This window comes from Luteibacter sp. SG786 (genome assembly GCF_011759605.1).
GTDB lineage: Bacteria > Pseudomonadota > Gammaproteobacteria > Xanthomonadales > Rhodanobacteraceae > Luteibacter.
The window spans coordinates 395115-414386 of record NZ_JAAOYX010000002.1 but is presented as its reverse complement, the minus strand read 5'-3'; the positions used below and the strand labels follow the sequence as shown (position 1 = coordinate 414386).

At 61.5% G+C, this 19272-nt stretch carries 17 protein-coding genes; 11 read left to right on the top strand and 6 right to left on the bottom strand.

Annotation, left to right across the window (positions count from 1 at the left end; genetic code table 11):
- Positions 1-25: 25 nt before the first annotated feature.
- Both FHS47_RS13735 and FHS47_RS13730 read right to left on the bottom strand, forming a co-directional pair.
- Positions 26-1669, bottom strand: coding sequence for a multicopper oxidase domain-containing protein (locus FHS47_RS13735; protein WP_167028894.1), 1644 nt, complete (start codon positions 1667-1669; stop codon positions 26-28).
- Positions 1670-1782: 113 nt separating this feature from the next.
- The gene (locus FHS47_RS13730; RefSeq protein ID WP_167028891.1) at positions 1783-3297 is read right to left on the bottom strand and encodes an acetyl-CoA hydrolase/transferase family protein; all 1515 of its coding nucleotides are present in this window, start codon (positions 3295-3297) and stop codon (positions 1783-1785) included.
- A gap of 228 nt (positions 3298-3525) precedes the next feature.
- Between FHS47_RS13730 and FHS47_RS13725 the strand changes: the two genes are divergently transcribed.
- Complete coding sequence (locus FHS47_RS13725; protein ID WP_167028888.1) at positions 3526-4413, top strand: DUF5677 domain-containing protein; 888 nt, start codon at positions 3526-3528, stop codon at positions 4411-4413.
- Between the two features lie 211 nt (positions 4414-4624).
- Here the strand turns inward: FHS47_RS13725 and FHS47_RS13720 are convergent, their stop codons facing one another.
- Positions 4625-5497, bottom strand: a complete 873-nt coding sequence (locus FHS47_RS13720; RefSeq protein ID WP_167028885.1) for a hypothetical protein — start codon at positions 5495-5497, stop codon at positions 4625-4627.
- A gap of 13 nt (positions 5498-5510) precedes the next feature.
- Positions 5511-6413 carry a LysR family transcriptional regulator gene (locus FHS47_RS13715; protein WP_167028882.1) on the bottom strand — a complete coding sequence of 301 codons (903 nt, stop codon included), beginning with the start codon at positions 6411-6413 and terminating at the stop codon, positions 5511-5513.
- 176 nt (positions 6414-6589) lie between these two features.
- Here FHS47_RS13715 and FHS47_RS13710 point away from each other — a divergent pair, with 176 nt between their 5' ends.
- The 6 genes from FHS47_RS13710 (at position 6590) to FHS47_RS13685 (ending at position 12607) form a co-directional block, all read left to right on the top strand.
- Positions 6590-7108: a DoxX family protein gene (locus FHS47_RS13710; RefSeq protein WP_167028879.1), complete on the top strand. Its 519-nt coding sequence runs from the start codon at positions 6590-6592 to the stop codon at positions 7106-7108.
- 22 nt (positions 7109-7130) lie between these two features.
- Positions 7131-8345, top strand: a complete 1215-nt coding sequence (locus FHS47_RS13705; protein WP_167028876.1) for a DUF418 domain-containing protein — start codon at positions 7131-7133, stop codon at positions 8343-8345.
- A 400-nt stretch (positions 8346-8745) separates the two neighbouring features.
- Positions 8746-10824, top strand: a complete 2079-nt coding sequence (locus FHS47_RS13700) for a TonB-dependent siderophore receptor (protein ID WP_208382018.1) — start codon at positions 8746-8748, stop codon at positions 10822-10824.
- Between the two features lie 26 nt (positions 10825-10850).
- Entirely contained in the window at positions 10851-11264 is a 414-nt protein-coding gene (locus FHS47_RS13695; RefSeq protein WP_167028870.1) for a hypothetical protein, read from the top strand.
- Positions 11251-11652 carry a hypothetical protein gene (locus FHS47_RS13690; RefSeq protein WP_167028867.1) on the top strand — a complete coding sequence of 134 codons (402 nt, stop codon included), beginning with the start codon at positions 11251-11253 and terminating at the stop codon, positions 11650-11652. The genes FHS47_RS13695 and FHS47_RS13690 overlap by 14 nt, the downstream gene beginning before the upstream one ends.
- A gap of 181 nt (positions 11653-11833) precedes the next feature.
- Positions 11834-12607, top strand: coding sequence for a helix-turn-helix transcriptional regulator (locus FHS47_RS13685; protein WP_208382017.1), 774 nt, complete (start codon positions 11834-11836; stop codon positions 12605-12607).
- Positions 12608-13122: 515 nt separating this feature from the next.
- On the opposite strand, the gene FHS47_RS13680 is transcribed toward FHS47_RS13685, so the two are convergent.
- Entirely contained in the window at positions 13123-13689 is a 567-nt protein-coding gene (locus FHS47_RS13680) for a transcriptional repressor (protein WP_167028864.1), read from the bottom strand.
- Positions 13690-14101: 412 nt separating this feature from the next.
- Between FHS47_RS13680 and FHS47_RS13675 the strand changes: the two genes are divergently transcribed.
- The 4 genes from FHS47_RS13675 to FHS47_RS13660 all read left to right on the top strand — a co-directional run bounded on the left by FHS47_RS13675 (position 14102) and on the right by FHS47_RS13660 (position 18462).
- Complete coding sequence (locus FHS47_RS13675; RefSeq protein ID WP_167028861.1) at positions 14102-15511, top strand: amidase; 1410 nt, start codon at positions 14102-14104, stop codon at positions 15509-15511.
- 94 nt (positions 15512-15605) lie between these two features.
- Positions 15606-16169 carry a TetR/AcrR family transcriptional regulator gene (locus tag FHS47_RS13670; protein WP_167028858.1) on the top strand — a complete coding sequence of 188 codons (564 nt, stop codon included), beginning with the start codon at positions 15606-15608 and terminating at the stop codon, positions 16167-16169.
- Entirely contained in the window at positions 16170-16430 is a 261-nt protein-coding gene (locus FHS47_RS13665) for a hypothetical protein (RefSeq protein ID WP_167028856.1), read from the top strand. It begins immediately after the preceding gene.
- A gap of 376 nt (positions 16431-16806) precedes the next feature.
- Positions 16807-18462, top strand: a complete 1656-nt coding sequence (locus FHS47_RS13660; RefSeq protein WP_167028853.1) for a hypothetical protein — start codon at positions 16807-16809, stop codon at positions 18460-18462.
- A gap of 237 nt (positions 18463-18699) precedes the next feature.
- Here the strand turns inward: FHS47_RS13660 and FHS47_RS19805 are convergent, their stop codons facing one another.
- Complete coding sequence (locus FHS47_RS19805) at positions 18700-18930, bottom strand: HNH endonuclease (protein WP_282097584.1); 231 nt, start codon at positions 18928-18930, stop codon at positions 18700-18702.
- Positions 18931-19272: the final 342 nt, after the last annotated feature.

Below are 19272 nucleotides of genomic sequence, written 5' to 3'. Positions count from 1 at the left end.
GTCAACGCAAGATGTTGCGAACAATTCAGACCAGTTCGTAAGGACGCATCATTTCGTTGTCTTCGTGCTCGAGGTAATGGCAGTGCCAGACGTATTTGCCTGGCTCGCCGTCGAAGCACGCGATGATGCGTGTGACCATGCCGGGATCGCAGCGCACGGTGTCTTTCCAACCGGCTTCGTGCGCGGCCGGCGGTATCGATGGCCCGGTGAACTTCAGTTCCTTCCGCGCGTTCCACGCGAAGAGGTCGAACGGACGGCGCTCCACTATCTGGAAGCGCACAAGGTGCAGATGCATGGGGTGCGCATCGCCCGTCACATTGACGAACGTCCAGGTTTCAACCGTGCCTTTCCTGGGTTTTTCGCTGATGGGATCGCTCCACATCTTTCCATCGAGCACCATCGTCATCGGACTGCCGCCCGAATCGTCCTGTTCGCCCAGCGCAAGCACACGGTCCTGCACCGCGGTGGAAGGATCGATGCGTTGAACGTCCCGCAATGCTGCCGGTACCACGGAGGTATCGCGGCGACCCTTGGCGCGAACGCGGAACTCGACGATGCCTTCGGACTGGTGACGCAGCTGCACCGACTGACCTGCGTAGGCACTGAAGTCCACGATCACCTCGGCGCGTTCGGCCGGGTAGAGCTCGATGTTCGGGCGGTCGGTGGGCGCTGCCAGTAGCCCCTGGTCGCTGCCAATCTGCTGGAAAGGCTTGCCATGGGACAGCGACAGGTTGAAGAAGCTGGAATTGGCCACGTTGATCAGCCGCAAACGGTAGCGGCGCGGCTCCACGTCGAGATACGGATACAGCTTGCCGTTGCACAGCACCGCATCGCCGTGACATTCGGACACCCAGGGGGCCTCTGGGTCTTCCGAAACCGGGTAGTAGAGCTTGCCGCTCTTGGCGAGCAGGCGGTCGTACAGCACCAGCGGAATGTCGAATTCGCCGGAGGGGAGGCCCAGTGCCTGCTCTTCGTCGTCGTGCACCAGGAAGCTGCCGAAGAGGCCTGCGTAGATGTTCAGCCGTGTGATGCCCATGGCGTGATCGTGGTACCACAAGGTGGTGGCGTCCTGGTCGCCCGGGTAAAGGGAGGTTACCGACTTGCCTGGCACGTACCAGTCTTCGGGCCAACCGTCGTTCGGCGCCGAGACACGTGCACCATGCACATGGGTGACGGTGCGAACCTCGGGTTTGGATTTCTCCGCGCCATGAATGCCGTGATCGATAGGCAGGAAATGCCGGACAGGAAGCTCGTTGGGCCATTCCACAAGCACCGGCTCGCCACGGCGCGTGACGATGGTGGGGCCTGGCGTGCACCCGGCATAGCCCCATTGCGGCGTGGGTGGAAGATCCCGGTGCACCTTGGCGCTGAATGCCCGCATCGGCAGGCGATAAAGCGGCAGTTGTCGCGCAGCGAACGCGGGGTGGGCACGCTTGCCGACAGGCAACGCGATCGGTGGCACCGGCAGGGCATCGACGAACTTTGCCATGGTGACCGGATTCACCAGCGGCACGTTTGGCACGGCCAGCCCGGGCATGGTCATCCGCTGTTTCATCGGCATGGCCATCGACGCATCCATGGCGTGCGCAACGCGCCATGGTTCGACGAGAACGCATGCACCGGCGAAGCCGCCGGCGACGCCCAGGAAACGGCGTCGAGACTTATCCATGGGAGTTGCCGTTGTTTGCTGTCGAGCGACCCACCGTAGGTCGCCGGAATGACAGGGACGTTTCAGTCCACGGCATCAACCATGTGCAAGAAATTGCGTCGCGTTCCGCGCCGTCAGGCGCGCATCGAACCCGTGTCCAGCCAGCGCTGGTGCCACGACAGCGCTTCCGGCAGCAGGTGCGGCGTGTGCTTGCCGAAGCTAGCCCGCGAAGCCCGCTCGAAATAATCCTCAAGCTGTGCCCGGTACGATGGATCCACGCAATGATCCAGCATCTGCCGGGCACGATGTCGCGGCGGCAGACCGCGCAGGTCGGCCAGGCCGTGCTCGGTCACGATGATCGATACATCGTGCTCCGTGTGGTCGACATGGCTCACCATCGGTACCAGCGCCGAGATGCTGCCGTTCTTCGCCGTGCTCGGGCTCAGGAAGATCGACAGGAAGCTGTTGCGCGCGAAGTCGCCGGAGCCGCCAATGCCATTCATGATCTTGCTGCCCATGACGTGCGTGGAGTTCACGTTGCCATAGAGATCGGCCTCGATCATCCCGTTCATCGCGATACAGCCAAGGCGGCGCACCAGTTCCGGATGATTCGAGATCTCCTGCGTGCGCATGATGATGCGCTCGCGATAGAAGTCGATGTTTCGCTTGAACTCTTCGTTCGCGGCCGGGCTCAGGGCGAAGCCCGTGCACGAGGCCACGCGCAACACACCGTCGCGCAGCATGTCGAGCATGCCGTCCTGGATGACTTCGGTGAACGCGGCCATGTCGCGGAAGCCGCTTTCGGAAAGTCCCGCCAGCACGGCATTGGGAATATTGCCCACGCCTGACTGCAGCGGCAGAAGGTTCGCCGGCAGGCGACCCTTCTTCACCTCATGCTGCAGGAACTCGATCAGGTGCGAGGCGATGCGCTTGCTCGTTTCGTCCACCGGCGCGAAGGGGCTGTTGCGATCGGGGCCGTGCGTACGCACGACGGCCACAACCTTGTCCGAATCTACGCGCAACGACGTCTCGCCGATGCGGTCGTCTGCATGAAGCAGCGGAATCGGCTTGCGGTGCGGGGGCAGGGCGGTGCCGTAGTACACGTCGTGCATGCCGTCGATGCCTTCCGGCTGCCAGTCGTTGACCTCGATGATCACCTTCTTCGCGAGGTCCAGCCATGTCTTGTTGTTGCCGATGGAGGTGGACGGAATCAGCGAGCCGTCCTCGCGAATACCAGCCACCTCGACCACGGCGGTATCGATATCGCCGTAGAAGCCGAACCATACGTGCTGTGCCACGTGGCTCAGGTGGATGTCGATGTAATCGAGCGTGCCCGCATTGATTCGCTGGCGGGCATCCGGATCGGTCTGGAACGGCATGCGCAGTGCGATGCCGTCGGCCTTGGCCAGGGCGCCGTCGAGCTCCGGTGCGGTGGAGGCGCCGGTCATGAGCCGGATGCGGAACTCCTGCCCGGCCACGTGCGCATCCTCGATGCGGCGGGCCAGCGCCAGCGGCACGGCCTTCGGGTAACCGGAGCCGGTGAATCCGCTCATGGCCACGGTCTCGCCCGGCTGGATGAAGGCGGCGGCAACCTCAGCGCTGACCACGCGGTCGCGCAGGAGGGGGGAGCGGATGCGATCGGTGGACATGGATAGGATCGTAAGGCGAAAAGGACCGGGCATTTTCCCACCGGCCCTGGGGCAGCGCACGTTCGACCATGGTGGTATGGCAATGTGCCGCAGGGGTGGGCGGCTGACCTCCCCGGCAGGGCGGACTAACGCTCGACGGGGACGCCCTTCCGGGAGGCGGTGAGTAGGCCGAGAGAAACCATATCATTGCAAGGGAATGCCATCGCGACACCCGAGGATATACCGCACATGCCTGTCCCCAATCTAGATCCCGTCAATGGCCGCGATCGGTGCGTCGAACGGCTGCTCTCACGACATGTCGAATCACTCGACATTGCACGCACGCTTTCCTCGATGGGCGAGAGCTTCGTCGGCAAGCTGGAAATCGACGCGAACAACCCACTTCACGTCATCCCGGCATGCCTGCTCATTCGGCAGATCTCGGGCCTCAGGTCCCTGTGCCTTCTTGCCGTCAATGGCTTCTACACCGAGGCGCTGGGTCATCAGCGAAGCCTCATGGAAGCGTTGGCGCGCATCACTGCGCTCGCCAAGAATCCCGACTTGATTCACGACTATCTCGCCCAAGACGTCCTGAACAGGATTAAGCTCATCGGCGACATCCTGAACTTCCGTAGCGATTGGGGCCCAGAGATTCCCCGAGAGCCTTCGGACTTGGAGCTGCGGAAGAAAGTTACGAAAGGCCAGTCTTGGCTGGAGGGCTTCCAGAAAGCACACGGACGCAAGGCGCGCGACGTCAAGACATTTGACTGGGCGCAGACCGGTGGTGTGGCGCATCTGCTGTTCGGCAGGTTTGTCATCTCATCCGAGGCCATGCACTTCTCGCCTAAATCGCTCGACCACCTGATGGTCACCGATGGCGACCAGATTAAGGCGATCCGAGTCGGTCCCGAGGACAAAGATATCGACCACCTGATACTCAGCTCGTGCAAGTACGTGTTCGTGGGTATTCAGAGCTTGGCAAACTCCCTTTCCACGAGCGTTCCGGATGAGATCGATGTGCTGTACCGTCGCTTCGAGGCTCTTTACGTGCAGAAGGCGAAGGATGCACTCGGCGACCCGACCCGTGAGGAGCATGCAGACCCGACGCTTACCTTGCCTCTGCCACGGATGGACTAGGGCCCTGTGGAGTTACCTCTCTAGCAATGGGTGAGCATGGGACGCCTCCATTTCGCATCACAGAAGACGAATCAGCGCGAGGACAGACGGATCCGCAGCTTGCGGAGGACGGCAAGGGGGCTTCGGTGACGGAGCTTCTCAGTCGCTGGATTATGCTCGAACAATAGGCCGGCCGAGGAAGCGATCGGTCAGCAGGCCGATCCAGCGAACGCTACGCAGGCACCGCCTCAAGCAAGAAAGCGTTCGCCCAGCTGTAGGCGTGGACATGCGTCACGCGGACCACGCGAAACCCGGCGTCCGCAAGTTCAATGATCCAGGCAGTCTTGGACTGTTCGTGATTGGAAGGCGCGGCGGCGCGAAGTTGGCCCAGAAGCATCGGTGCAAGAAATCCGCCGGCGACGAGATCGGCGTCTTCGCCACAGTCCGAAGCTGCCTGCTCGTAGCGAGTCGCCAGGGAGGCGTGGTACTCGGGTGTGCCGGCCACGAGATTGGGCACGTCGAACTCGACGATGACCAGCCGGTCCACGTGCGCGGCAAGCAAGCGAAGCGCAGCCTGGCGCGCGGCAGGCGCGATCGACTGGAGCGCGAAGGTCGACTGCGCCATGTCCCAGTGCGCGGTGGCTGGCAGGTCGGAAGCAAATTGCTCCAGTGTCGTCTCGTGCCCCTCGACCGTGGGTAGGTTCGCCATCAGGCCGGCGAGTAACGTGTTGTTTGGTTCGACCACATCAAGGCGGGGGATGGCGTGATCAGAAGCGCGTATCGCCGGCGCGAGCGCCATGCCGTCACCTGCGCCGATGTCCAGCAATGAATGAGGGCGATGGGTGGCGTATATGCTCGCCAGTTCCGCGCTCACGGCGTCGTAGAGTGCACGATTGCCGTCACCTCGAATGAAGCGTTCGAACGCGCGTGGCTGGTCATAGGCATTGGAAACGTCGTTGCCGGCCAGTGCTCGGAGCAGGCCTGCGGCCATGGATGAGCCGCGCTCCGACGCCATCGCCAACAGATCGCGCGCGTCGCTGTCCTTTCCAGCTTCGAGTGCCGCGAGCGCGTTCGCAAGGAGAGTTGACCATTCCTGAGTATTCATGACCACCGATCCTCTACGTTTCGAAGGTGCCGGGAGCGAGGGCATCGACCATGTAGTCGATGAAGCAGGTGATGCGCGAGGCGAGTGTTGTATTCCGGTAGTAGACAGCATTGATCGACTGCCGGACATCGAGCGTCGACTTCGGCAGCACCTGCACCAGGTGCCCGGCTTTGCGATCGCCCGCTGTCATGAAATCCGATAGACAGACGATGCCCTCGCCAGCCAGCGCCAGCTGTCGCAAGGTTTCGCCACTGGACGATGCGAGATCGGGGCGGATATGCAGCGGGTTGCCCCCTGCGTCGCGCACCGGCCACTGGTTCAGGGACTCCGGCTGCGTGAACCCCAGCAGCGAATGGCCAGTCAGATCCGCGACTTGCTTGGGCGCCCCGGCGCGCTCCAAGTAGGCTGGGCTGGCCAGCAAACGCAGACGGCTGGTGCCGACCGGGCGCGCGTGCAGCGTCGAGTCCTTCAGCGGGCCTATGCGGAACGCCACGTCGGTGCGCTTCTCCAGAAGGTCGGTGATGCCTTCGTTGCTGGCAAGTTCCAGTTCCACCTTCGGAAATCGCTCCCGAAACCCGGCGATCCTCGGCACGATCACATGCAACATGAAGGGTGTGGCGGCATCCACGCGCAGACGCCCAACAGGCTGCTGCCGTCGCGCGGCCATCTGCTCCTCGGCCTCCTCGACCGAATCCAGGATGGCGCGGGCTCGGCCCAGGAAGGTCGCGCCCTCCTCGGTCAGTTCAAGTCGGCGGGTAGTCCGACGCAGCAACGTCGTTTCCAGTTTGGCTTCCAGACGGCCCAGGGTGCGGCTGATGCCCGATATCGTCTGTTCCAGGTGCTCGGCGGCCGCCGTGATCGAACCCGTGTCGACCACTGCTGCGAAGGCCTGAAGCTCAGTCAGGGTGATCTTCATTGTTGGCGCCAAGTCAAAGGTACTCGGGCTATTAGAATATTTCCGCGAAAAATGTAAAGGCCCTCAGATTGTTTGTTGAGGTCGAATTCTGTTGCCAATTCGCTGGTATTTATTCATGCAACGCCAATCCCGACACTGAGTTTCGTTCGAAGCATCCAGCTTCAAGGAGCGAGCTCATGTCGACCTCCCCGCGTATCCAGCCCCGCCAGATCGAAGCGAAGACCATCCAGTCACACCGCCACGCAACGTCGCGTGCGGCATGGAACCATCTTTGCGCACGAGCAGCGCCCATCGGCTATGCGCTGCTGCGGTTGGTTTTCGGCGCCGTGTTGTTTACGCACGGCCTGCCCAAACTGCTGCGCACGTCGCACGGATCGATGGCGGATCCGATGGCCGGATCGATCCATCTGATTGAGAATGTCATGCACTTGCCAGCCGCACCCGCGCTGGCGATGCTTGTCACGCTACTGGAGGCCATCGGTGGTGTGATGCTCGCCGTCGGCTTGGGCACTCGCCTGATCGCCCTGGGGGTGGCGGTAGAGATGATCGGCATCAGCTACGCGCTGGGACCGACCTGGCCGTGGATTGATCGCGGCATCGAGTATCCGGTGCTTATGGCGTTTTTAGCCGCGTACATAGCCGCCCATGGTGGCGGGCGCTGGTCATTGGATCGTTTGATCGAACGCAAGTTGTAACGGCAGCCTTGCAAGGAGCTCAATGGAGACTCGGTCTGGACCGCATACGCAGGGAGAGCGCTACGACCTGATCGACGCCTTGCGCGGCTTCGCGCTGCTGGGAGTGTGTCTGGCCAACCTCTCGCCCCTGAGCTTGTACGAGTTTCTCGGCCCAGAAGAGCAAGCGGCGCTACCCACCAGCGGGTTCGACGTCATTGCCCGACATGTTGTCGAGGAGCTGGTGAGCATCAAGTTCATCACGATCTTCTCCCTGCTCTTTGGTTTGGGTTTCGCGGTGCAGTTAGAGCGAGCGCAGGCACGGGGCCATGGCATGGTGCCAGGGTACGTGCGTCGATTGCTGGTCCTGCTGGGAATCGGGGCCATCCACGCCTGGTTTGTCTGGTGGGGAGACATCTTGTTCACTTACGCGGTGGTCGGCTTGTTGATGCTGCCTTTGCGGCATGCGTCCAACCGCTTGCTGCTCGCCGGCGGGCTTGTCGTAGCCATGCTGCCACCATTGATCGCCCCAGCGGTCCGCCCTCTATTACCCGACCTAGCCTCGCAGGCGCAGATGTACGGCCGCGCCTTGGAGGTATTCTCCGGCGGATCATGGGCACGTGCCGTTGAGTTCAACATGCAGATGTCCGGATGGGCGCGCCTGTCCAATTGGGCGCTCGTGTGCTTCGTTCTTGGCCGGTTCCTGTTGGGCTATTGGGCTGGTCGTGCCGGCTTGTTGCAGGAACCGGGACGACACCTGCCGTTGCTGCGTCGAATTTTGCTTGGTGCGTTGCTTGCGTGGATCGCCGCGACGACGCTCGCGCAGGTGCAAGCGCCCATGCGCGCGGCCTGGCCTCCCATCGACATCGAGCCCGTCAGGGTGGCGATACGCATGTTGGTCAGAATCGGGCCGTTGGCGCTGGGCATCGCATACGCCATTGGGTTCGCCTTGCTGTACAGGCGGCCGGCCTGGGAACGTCGACTGCGTTGGCTTGTACCCCTGGGTCGCATGGCCCTGACCAACTATCTGGCGCAAAGCCTGCTTGGCATCGCACTGTTCTATGGTTGCGGTGTGAACCTTGGTCCGCGCTATGGGATGGCGGGCATTCTCGCGGCTTGCGTGCTGGTGTTGACCCTGCAGGTGGGCTGGAGCCGCTGGTGGCTCCATCGATTTCAATATGGGCCCGTCGAATGGCTTTGGCGTTGGGCAACTTACGGGGAGCGGCCGCCCATGCGTCGCCGAACTTCTTTCTCGCACTAAGTTGCCCGTCGAGGACACCACGTTCCGGAGCCGGAAGAATGCCGCCGATCGCGTGCGCCTGGAACATGCGCTTGGCCTGATTGAATAACAAATTGGCACCAATTCGCCATCGAGCCTGGGCAGCTCCGTTGTTAAATACGGCGTCTAAATGATAATGAGTATTGTTTAAATGCCCAGGTCCACGAGCGCTGGAAAGTTTTTCAAGCATACGCGCGTCGAGCGTGCCCCCCATCTTCGGCCGTGGGGACCATGCGAGGGGTCACTCAAGGGCGCATCACGCACCACGCTGGTCTCGGTCATCGCAGTGGTCCTCGGCGTTGGCGCCCAGAGCGCTTTCGCCGTCGGGCTCGCGCCGGTCCAGGACAGCGCCGGAGAGCAGGCGTCCAAGGAAAGGGTGACCTTGCCGGTCGTTACCGTCACGGGCAGCGTGGATCCCGCGGCGACCGAGGGCACGGGCTCCTATACGACGAGCAAGACGGCGGCGGCCATGCGCCTGCCGCTTTCCTTGAAGGAGACGCCGCAGGCGGTCACGGTGATCACGCGCCAGCGCATGGACGACCAGCAATTGAATTCGGTGCAAGGCGTGCTGGACAACACCGCGGGCATAACCTCGTACCAGTCCGACAGTGAACGGACGAGCTTCTATTCCCGTGGTTTCCTGATCAATAACGTCCAGTATGACGGCATTCCCACCATCGTCGGCGACATCGTCAACGGTAGCGGCATCAGTTCTCTCGATACCGCGTTTTACGATCGCGTCGAGGTGGTGCGTGGCGCCTCCGGCTTGCTGACCGGCACCGGCAATCCCTCCGCCGCCATCAACCTGGTCCGCAAGCGGCCGACGCGCGATTTTTCCGCGTCCGCCTCACTCGGTGCGGGCAGCTGGGATACCCGCCGGGGAACGGCGGACATCTCGACACCCCTTACCCAGGACGGTCGTGTCCGTGCGCGCGTGGTGGGGACGTACCAGGACGGAAACTCCTACCTCGACGGGTACAAGCCGCAAAGAAAGGCGTTCTACGGCATCATCGAGGCGGATCTGACGCCCGACACATCGGTGAGCCTGGGCTATGACTACCAGGACAGCACTCCGAAAGGCCCCACCTGGGGTGGGCTGCCCCTCTGGTTCAGTGACGGCACGCAAGCGGACTATCCGCGTTCCAAGGCCTACTCGCAGAAATGGAGCCGCTGGGACAGCGGCCTCAAGACGGCATTCGCCGAGCTGGAACACCGCTTCGCCAACGGCTGGAATCTTCGGGCCATCGCCAATCAGTATCGCAGCGACTTCGATGCCCACCTGCTCGGCGTGGTGGGCCGTCCCGATCGGGCCACGGGCCTGGGCACCTACCCTTTCGGAGCCTATCCGGTCGCCCTGGCCTCGGAAAGTCGCAGCCATCAAAACAGCTTCGACGTGATGGCGAATGGTCCCTTGGAACTGTTCGGTCGCTCCCATGACCTGGTCGTCGGCGCGATGAGTTCGCGGCGCAACGCCAGCGAGCAGGATATCCCGCCTTTCTATCCGGGCTTCGTGCCGGTCAACGTCTACGACCTGAGCTCCCCCTACCCCCGGCCCGACTTCGAGTCGATGGCTTCGATACCTACCCAGACCCGGATCAAGCAAAGCGGGGTCTACGGTGCAGCCCGGTTTTCGCTCGCCGATCCGCTGAAACTCGTCGTCGGTGGCCGCTTCAGCACCTACGAGATCGACGAGAGCGTCAGCGGCGTGCCTTTCCACTACAAGAAATCCGGTGAGTTCGATCCCTATGCCGGCCTCATCTACGACATCGACAGCACTTACTCCGCCTACGTCAGCTACACCGGCATCTTCAACCCGCAAACCGACTACCGGGACAGCAACGGCAACGTGCTCACGCCGGCCAAAGGAAAGACCACGGAAATCGGGTTGAAGGGTGATTATCTCGATGGGCGCCTCAATGCCTCGGTCGCCCTGTTCGATACCCGTTTGGACAATGCCGCTCAGATCGTCGCTGGAACCTATACGCCGAGTGGTTCCCAAGCCTACAAGAGCGTGGATGGAACGAAGTCGCGCGGTATCGAGATGGACCTGCAGGGCGAGTTGGCGCGCGGCTGGAATATCTATGCGGGCGTCGCCCACTTCACGGCCAAGGACGGCGACGGCGTGCGCCTGAACTCGCAGCTGCCGCGCACCACCGCCCAGTTCTTCACCACGTACCAGTTGCCCGGAAGCTGGAACCGATTGACGCTGGGCGGCGGCGTGAAATGGCAAAGCCGGTTCTACGAGGCGGCGAACACCGGCACCAGCACGCTGGGCGGCGAGCAGAAATCGTATGCGCTGGTATCCCTGATGGGGCGTTACGTGATCGCGAAGGGTACCGACGTGGCCATCAACGTCAACAACCTGCTCGACAGGAAGTACGCGCTGCAGAAGGGCGACTTCGACACGGTGGGTTACGGCGCACCACGCAACGTGATGGTGACGCTGAATTTCAGGTACTGACGCCATGCGCTGCCCAAGGATCGCCCATGAATAGACACGACAAGTTCGCTTTGCTCTGGTTGACAACGGCCATCGGAGCCGTGCTGTTCGTGACGCTACAGTCGTTCTCCTTCGTAAACGACTACGTGAAGTCGCACGGATCGATGCCGGCGATCACGTTCGAGGCAGGAGCGCTGTGGATGTTCTCCGTGTTCTACGGCGCTTGGATCGTCACGGCGCTTCTGGCCATCGTCGGAACACGCACGACGCAATGGATTGCGCTGATCCTCGGTGGGACGCTCGTCTGCCTGAATGCCCTGGGAGGCATCGTCGACGGGCTGCGCGACGGCGGCCACATCGCCTTCTCTGCCGTCTTCTTCATCACCCTTCCCGGCGCGTTTGCCACCGTATCCACGTGGCGCCACATCAGGAACAAAGGAGCCACCCATGTCGATGAATAGTTCCGACTTCCCCTTGGTCTGGATGAGTTTTTCACAGCAACCTGGACAAGACCCTCAGAAGGACTTCGATGAGTTCGAGGCCAACCTGAGGCGCGGTGAGCCATTCGTCATCCTGAGCGATTCCACGCCCACCGAGGATCACGAGCACACGCCGGAAGAAAAGAAGCGCGTCTCGCTTTGGATGAAAAAGCACAAGCTCGAACTGCGAAAGCTTGTCCTGGCCATGATTCTCGTCGAGCCAAACCAGGCGAAACGCCTGGGCTACAAGGCATTTTCGGTCATGTTCGCCAAGTTCTGGGGCTACCCCATGCTTCTCGCGGCGTCGCGGGAACAAGCCGTCGATATGGCCAGGGAAGTACTGTCGACAGGTGTTGTGCCATCTCCGTGATCGCTCGAGGCATAGTGGCCAAGCGTCCAGGTGCCACTTGGCAGATGCCCTGTCACGCCCTCAAATTAAGGCAGGCTACTCATCTCCGCTACGAGGCGCGACACCTACCATGTCGGTCCATGCCACCACAGATATGATCGCACCGACGGACATCGACGACGTGCCAAGGCGTGTCGTCGCCTTGAGCGCCACGTCGGTGGGAAAAGACTGGGAAAACGCCAGGCATCGGCACCACAAGGCACAACTGATCTACTCCGTTCGCGGCATCCTTAACTGCGAGATCGAAGACGGTGTCTGGATCGTACCGCCGCAGTGCGCCATATGGATCCCGGGCAATTTGCCCCACTCCGCACGGGGGTCGGGTGAAACGGAATGCCATTGCCTGTTCGTGGAGCCCGATGCCGCATCGGATCTTCCGAAAACCTGTTGCACGATCTCCGTTTCGCCACTGCTGCGCGAGCTACTTTTGAAGGCAGTCAGTTTTCCTGCCTTATACGCACCCGGCGGGCGGGAGGATCGTCTGATTGCCGTCCTGCTGGACGAGTTGGGCCAGGCTCCCGTGGAGGGCCTGCATCTTCCCATGCCGCGCGACACCCGGCTGCGACGCCTCGTGGAATTGCTCCTTGGCGCCCCCTCGGACAAAAGCTCGAAGACCGACTGGGCTTCCCGCATAGGCATGAGCGAGCGAAGCATGAGTCGTGTGTTGCAAAACGAAATCGGAATGGGTTTCGGGCAATGGCGTCGCCAATTGCACGTGATCCTTGCACTCCAGCTTTTGACGAAGGGTGAAAGCGTGCAGGCGGTGGCTTTCACGCTGGGATACGAGAATGCCAGTGGCTTCGTCACCATGTTCCGCAAGGCCGTCGGCAAGCCGCCCGCACGATACCTCGCTGAACGCGTGGCCGATCGGGAACCTGCCTTGGTACCGGGTATTGTGCTGCCCGGTAGGGACTGATCCGATCGATGGCGACGGCGCCACGACGAGCGACCGGAATGGCGTCAGTCAGTCCAGCCCCGTCTTCCCAGGCGCCCAGTACGCCTTCGCCTGGAAGCGGTTTGGGCCGATGCCCAATCGCTTGAGCAACCTGCGCATGTGCTGAACCGAACTGGCAACGCGTGAACCCACTTCGCGCCTGGGGCATCGCCATGCATGTAGGCGAGGATACGCGTGCGCCCGCTCGCTTCATCCCATTCCATCGGCGTGAAGGTGCGCTGGACCCAACCGCCTAGTTGGACCTGGAGCTTGTCGCCGGCTGTCCACTGTACGTGTCTCAGCGCGTCCCCGCCCAGGGTGATGAGACGGAAGCGCCTACCGATATCGTCGATACCCACTACTTTTGCTTTGCGCGTGAATAGCTTGAGCACCGCCGATTCGAGCAGGCCGGCACGTTTCGTCATGACTGGGTCGTTCATGGCATGTGTTCCGGACAAATCATTCAGGTGATGGGAGGATGCGGAATCCTGTCACCTCTAGCGGCCGCGCTTGCGGAACTTCCGACAGCTTGCGCACGTCACGGTGACGGTAAAGGCGGACTCGCTGTCGAGATCGAAACTTTCCTTGACGGCGAGCGATCGCAGATGCTCACGCAATGTCTGGTCCTCGATAACGATCAGTCGCGTGCCACAGTGGCATCTCAGCGTGTCGCATTGAGTCACTTTCCCATAAGGTTTGAAGGCATAAAACGCGCGACCATATGCGCCTTCGGTACGAATCAGTAGCCCCGCCATCCATAAATCTTTCAGCGCGCGGTAGATCGTGGACGATGTAATGCTCTCGTACTGAGGGCTGAGAATCCGGTACACCTGGCCAGCGTCGAGACAACCAGGCACCGCCTTCTCCAGAACGTCCAGTGCACTGATGCGAGCGAGCGTGGGGCGTAAATCGCATGCCTGAAGACGCTGTTCGTGGGACGGGGTCACGACGATGTTTTCGATCTCATGCACGGGGCGCCTCATGCGCTTGGATACGAGGCTGCTCTTGCTTTCCAGTGATGTAATCAAGTCGATGATCCGCAGTGATTCGTCGTGCAAGGCCATATGGGTACCTTAGCTATGCCGACTTGCTCCGGTTGCCTGTCGCAACGTGGAACGGCTTGGCTGTGAACGGTGTTGCAGACCATGCACGCGGAATGAGGCATGACAGGCTACGACGACATGTAGCCTAGCCTCACAGCCGATCTTCTACATTTCGAAACCGGGTCAACTTGTTTCGCAAGGCGGCCATTAAAACGAACAGGCTGAACAGGTGCGCCGGTAGCGACTGCGGCATGGGCGGCCCTGACGAGAGCTCGGGGCGGTGGACACGAGTGCCTCAGGCGTTCGAAATCTAGCGAACGTTAGGTAGGGATTGACGCCCCGGGATTCAGGCCGTAGTCTACAACCAACCTAACGACAGGTAGGGTTCATTGGCGAGCCTCCCTTTCGCCGTCACCACCAAACCGAGATGACCATGAGCAACGAACTGATCTTCAAAGACGCCACCCGCCTTGCGGAACTGATCCGTACCCGGGAGGTGTCACCTGTGGAGGTGATGCAAGCCCACCTCGATCGCATCGCTGCCGTGGAGCCGCGAGTGAACGCGCTTGTGACGCTCGCCGATACCGCCATGGACGCGGCCAAGGCCGCCGAGGCGGATGTGCTGGCGGGTAGGGAACTCGGCCCCCTGCACGGCGTGCCGTTCACCGTGAAGGACTCGATCGATACCGCGGGGGTGCTCACCCAGCGCGGCTCCCCGATCTTCAAGGGGAGGCTGCCGGAGCAGGACGCGACCAGCGTTGCACGTATGAAGAAGGCCGGCGGCATCCTCCTGGCCAAGACCAATCTCCCCGAATTCTCCTACTGGATTGAGAGCGACAACCTGCTGTCCGGTCGCTCGAACAACCCCTGGGATCTGACCCGTACGCCGGGTGGCTCCAGCGGCGGCGAGTCGGCCGCCATCGCGGCGGGCATGTCCCCCCTGGGCCTGGGCACGGACCTCGCCATTTCGGTGCGCGGTCCGGCTGCACAGACCGGCATCGTGTCTTTGAAGGCCACGCATGGGCGCATTCCGATGACGGGTATCTGGCCGCGCGCCCCGCGCCGGTTCTGGCATGTGGGTCCCATGGCCCGCAGCATCCGCGATCTGAAGCTCGCCTTTGAGCAGCTCTATGGCCCCGATGGCCAGGACGCGTTCTCGACGATGACCGTACCGTTCGATGCCGGCATCGGCTCGGCACCGGTGCGACCGTTGCGCGTGGGCTGGTTGGTTGAGCCCGGCTTTGGCCCGGTGGATCCGGAAGTGTCTGCGGTGGTGAAGTCCGCGGCCGATGCGCTCGCAGGCCTGGGCATGGTCGTTGAGCCGGTCCGCATCCCGGCCCTGGAGCGTGACTTCGCGCTGGACGTCTTCAACCGCCTGCACGTCATGGAGATGAAGCCGGCGTTCGCCGAGGCCACGGCGGGCCGACGTCCGGACGAACTCTACAAGATGGCCAAGACCATGCTCGGCCTGCCGGATACCTCGATGGCGGACTATATCGACGCCGAACAGGCTGCCGAGCGACTGCGCGACGGATTCGCCGAGTACTTCTCGAAGTACGACGTGCTTCTGACTCATGTCCTGCCCATCCCTGCCCACAAGCACGGTGTGGAGCAGTTCGTCATCAACGGCCAGAGCGTCGATGCCACGTACCTGCAGGGCGCGACCGTGCCGCTCAACATCACCGGTCTGCCGGGTATTGCGATGCGCTTTGGTACGAGCTCGGAAGGCCTGCCGATCAATGTGCAACTGGTTGGCAGCTGGCTGGCTGAGTCGACGATCCTGCACGTGGCGGGCTTGCTCGAGAGCGTCAGCACCGTCCGTGATCTGCACGCGTCTCTTTAATCACCCTACCTGTCGCCCGGTAGGTTAAAATGCGGGCTTAGGCCTGGGCCCTTGTGGGCCCGGGCCTAACCGTTTGCATCGCTGGAGTATTTGCATGAGCACGAATTCCAAAGAGGCCATCCTGCAGGCCGCACGCAATACCGTGCAAGCTCACGGCTACAGCGGTCTTTCTTACCGCGACCTCGCTGCCGCAGTGGGTATCAAGGCAGCGAGTATCTACCACCACTTCGCGAGCAAAGCGGAATTGGGTGCGGCCGTCGCTCGCCGCTACTGGGAAGACGCCGCCGTCAATCTCGAGGCGATCGACGCTGAGTATCCCGATCCACTTGACCGCCTGCGAAACTACCCGCAGATGTTCCGGCGCTCGCTCGTCAACGACAACCGCCTGTGCCTGGGAAGCTTCATGTCGGCCGAGTACGACGATCTGCCCGATGGGGTGAAGACCGAAGTGCAGGCGTTCGCGGACGTCAATGTGGCCTGGCTCGCCAAGACGCTCACTGCCGCCGGCATCGTCGACCAAACCGAAAGCCGGGCGCGCGCCAAAGCCATCTTCGCTGCGATTGCCGGCGCACAGTTGCTCGCCCGCAGCCGATCGGATCTGAGTTTGTTTGATGGGTTGATTGCGAGCTACCGGCAGGCGGGGCTGTTCCCTGGTTAGGTGACCTCATCACTGAAGCGCGGCTACGACATCCTTTGGGATAGGCTGCGTGAAGGTCAGCTTGGTCAACTTGGTATCAACGTGGCGATGTCCCGATCGCCAATCATCAAAACCGAGGCTCCGTCGGTCACGCTGCTGGAGGCCATCGGTGGTGTGATGCTTGCTGCTGGCTTGGACGCTCGCCTGATTGCCGTTGCAGTGGCGGTGGAAGTGATCGGCATCAGTGGGCCCGACTTGGCCGTGGGTCGACCGTGGCATTGAGTATCCGGTGCTGATGTCGTTTTTAGCTACGTTCATAGCCGCCCATGATGGAGGAAGCTGGTCATTGGATCGTTTGGTCGGGCGTGAGTTGTGATAACCGGCGGTTACACGGCCTGCCAACGCAGCGTATCGACTGGCGTCGGGCAGCACCGTCCTGGAGCGCTATCGCTTACTGGCCTGCGAGCGCGGTCGCGAGGTTGAGCAGTATCGGTGCCGCGCCTGAGCGCGCGGGCACGATATAAAAGGTATTTAAAGCAGGAGGCGTGCCACCTCGTGGGCTGCGGGGTGCACCATTCGCGCTATTGCAACGGAAGGCATCCAGGCGTTCCATGGCGGCTCCGAATCAGGGGGCGACGTGATGGAAGGTGCGATACGCATGTCCAAGGCCATTGCGCGGTCGGGTATGGAAGGTCATCTGCGGACTCTGGTCACAGCGGCTTGCCTTGGTGTCTTGCTGTTAGCAGCCGGGTGCGCCAGGATCGTCCCCTATCGGACGCAAGCCACGTCCGCGTCCCCGATCGATTGCACGCCGCAAGTCGTGAGCGATTCAGGCAAACAGGACGCGGTCGATAGCCAATGCGATCGGCTCATCGCAGAGCACGCTGCGGGTCGGAGGGACGTCGGGCTAGGGCCATACGACCTGAACTTCATCGAATTCGACGACCAGGGGCTTCCGTTTCCGGCCATCCCTCAGTTCGGCGACGCTTCCCGGCAGATCGACCTTACCCTGGACTCACTCAGGCAATCGCCGCTCGAGCAACCCACGAGCATCGTCGTATTCGTTCATGGATGGAAGCACACGGCGCAAAGCTCGGACGAGAACGTCCGTTGGTTTCGCATTCTCCTTGGGCAGCTTAGTGCGATAGAAGCCCAATCCACCTGCAGGATGAAGGTCGTTGGAGCCTATGTTGGATGGCGTGGCGCAGGAACTCGTTTTGACCCGACAAATCTCATTGGTGATGGCATCGAGTCGACCACGTTCTGGAGTCGGAAGAATGCAGCTGATCGCGTCGCTAAAGGAAGTATCCGCGAGTTGTTCGGACGCCTTCGATCCTTCCAGGACGCGCGCAACGTTGCGTGGAAAAAGGAGGTCGAGAACGCGATAAACGATCCCGATTACATATCTGAAATCGGAGGCGATCACTGCACAAAGAAAGTTCGCCTCACCATTGTGGGGCACAGTTTCGGCGGGTTGATCGTCTACTCCGCACTGTCGCCGTCCTTGGTGCGCGACATGACCGATCTGAAAGAGAACATCCGTCGCCGGAAAGACGAGGGTCTACAGCATGACCCTCCCTTCAGTAGGGAAGGGGATGTCGTCATCGCCATCAATCCGGCTGTGGAAGCCGCGGTGTTCGCCCCTCTTCATCGCATTGCGTTCGATGAAAAGGACGGCAGTGAAAGGGTTGGAAGCTACCACTCGCCTGTCTTCGTATCCATCACGAGCACTAACGACAAAGCGACGGGAAAGGCGTTTCCCATCGCCCGCTTCTTCTCGACGCTGTTTCATCGCTATCCAAAAGGGGCGGGGGTGGAGCGAGTCGCGGCCAGGCAGACCATCGGACATGACGCGGACTATGTCGACTACGACTTGACTTATGACCAGCAAAAACTGAAAGCCACCAGCTACCTGACACTTTCTCCGGTGGAGGATGGCGGTTGGATAACGCAAAAAATAGTGAGAGAAAAAGACGGAAGCCAAGCGCTGGACTGGGGTGATCTCGACGTATTTGTGCGAAAGGTGAGGCGGGCGTCCGGCGACGCGAACACGGCGGGGGTTTATCCCCGCGTGATGTCCGCCTGGAAGACTGAGGGCCATGGCGGCGAATTTCGCAATGCCTTGATCCTGACCCCCCGGAACAAAGCGCTCAACGTTAACGTGCCAGTCTGGAACGTATCGACAGGCAAACCGATAGTTGACGGCCATTCGGACCTGGGAAATCCCCTCTTGAAGAGGTTCTTGCTGCAGCTATACGGAGAGGGAGTTCGGCCAGAGATCGCTCGCATGGTGTCTATTCCGGAGGGGCCGTAAGCACATAAATAGATTGCGAGTATCGCTATCTTTTCCGCTCGAAGCGCCGCGAGTGCTTGTGCTAGGAGGGACAAGCACGCTTGGGTAAGACCGACCACATCAGATCTCCAGCGCGAGGCCTTGAGCGGATACCCATTCCCTTCTCGATATCTCGGTCGCGCCTTCGTATGCGGGGCGTGCGGTTGTGTTAAATCCAGCAAATCAAAGGCACGGGGCTCATCGTAGCCGTAGCCTGAGTCAGCCGCGCGCAGGCGGAAAGACGGAGCATAGCGGTGCGAGCGCGGGCGGGTGCCATTTGCCCTTATCCAAGCGTTGTTGCACGAAGGCGCGGTAGGCGGCAGGTGGCGGCGGGAATTTGCGTCTGTGCCGGCGCGCGTTACATATCCAGCATGCCGCCGCGATGTTGCTGGCCATGTTCCTTCCGCCGTCCTGGCGTGCCGTCAAGTGCTCGGCAGTGCAGCGTAACATCGCGGCCGTTCGTGAATGTAGGCCGAAGGGCTTCAGTTCGTCAGGAGAGTCATTCCACATAGGCAGGCCGCAGTAGTAACAGCGGCCACGCTGGGCGTGGAACGCGCGGATCCTCAGGCTTCGGAGTTTGGGCATAGCAGATCCATGGCGGAATCAGGAGGCTTTCCCGCTGTCTCTTCAGAGAACGGACGGGCACCTGGCGCCTATGGCTATGCAGGCACAACACCGGCGCTTGAGCGAACCGGCAGTGGATTTATCGCGCCGCGGCCGCATCCGTGTCAAGAGCGTTGATTTATGGCGATCAGGGCTAGGCATATGGATAGGTGCCCTGCCTCAGCGAAG

Bases quoted from the DNA above. Each gene is read 5' to 3' on its own strand.
- FHS47_RS13660 (WP_167028853.1), top strand. From the start codon at position 16,807: ATGTCCAAGGCCATTGCGCGGTCGGGTATGGAAGGTCATCTGCGGACT.
- FHS47_RS13690 (WP_167028867.1), top strand. From the start codon at position 11,251: ATGTCGATGAATAGTTCCGACTTCCCCTTGGTCTGGATGAGTTTTTCA.
- FHS47_RS13730 (WP_167028891.1), bottom strand. From the start codon at position 3,297: ATGTCCACCGATCGCATCCGCTCCCCCCTCCTGCGCGACCGCGTGGTC.
- FHS47_RS13670 (WP_167028858.1), top strand. From the start codon at position 15,606: ATGAGCACGAATTCCAAAGAGGCCATCCTGCAGGCCGCACGCAATACC.
- FHS47_RS13735 (WP_167028894.1), bottom strand. From the start codon at position 1,669: ATGGATAAGTCTCGACGCCGTTTCCTGGGCGTCGCCGGCGGCTTCGCC.
- FHS47_RS13680 (WP_167028864.1), bottom strand. From the start codon at position 13,689: ATGGCCTTGCACGACGAATCACTGCGGATCATCGACTTGATTACATCA.
- FHS47_RS13720 (WP_167028885.1), bottom strand. From the start codon at position 5,497: ATGAATACTCAGGAATGGTCAACTCTCCTTGCGAACGCGCTCGCGGCA.
- FHS47_RS13695 (WP_167028870.1), top strand. From the start codon at position 10,851: ATGAATAGACACGACAAGTTCGCTTTGCTCTGGTTGACAACGGCCATC.
- FHS47_RS19805 (WP_282097584.1), bottom strand. From the start codon at position 18,930: ATGTTACGCTGCACTGCCGAGCACTTGACGGCACGCCAGGACGGCGGA.
- FHS47_RS13710 (WP_167028879.1), top strand. From the start codon at position 6,590: ATGTCGACCTCCCCGCGTATCCAGCCCCGCCAGATCGAAGCGAAGACC.
- FHS47_RS13715 (WP_167028882.1), bottom strand. From the start codon at position 6,413: ATGAAGATCACCCTGACTGAGCTTCAGGCCTTCGCAGCAGTGGTCGAC.
- FHS47_RS13705 (WP_167028876.1), top strand. From the start codon at position 7,131: ATGGAGACTCGGTCTGGACCGCATACGCAGGGAGAGCGCTACGACCTG.
- FHS47_RS13675 (WP_167028861.1), top strand. From the start codon at position 14,102: ATGAGCAACGAACTGATCTTCAAAGACGCCACCCGCCTTGCGGAACTG.
- FHS47_RS13725 (WP_167028888.1), top strand. From the start codon at position 3,526: ATGCCTGTCCCCAATCTAGATCCCGTCAATGGCCGCGATCGGTGCGTC.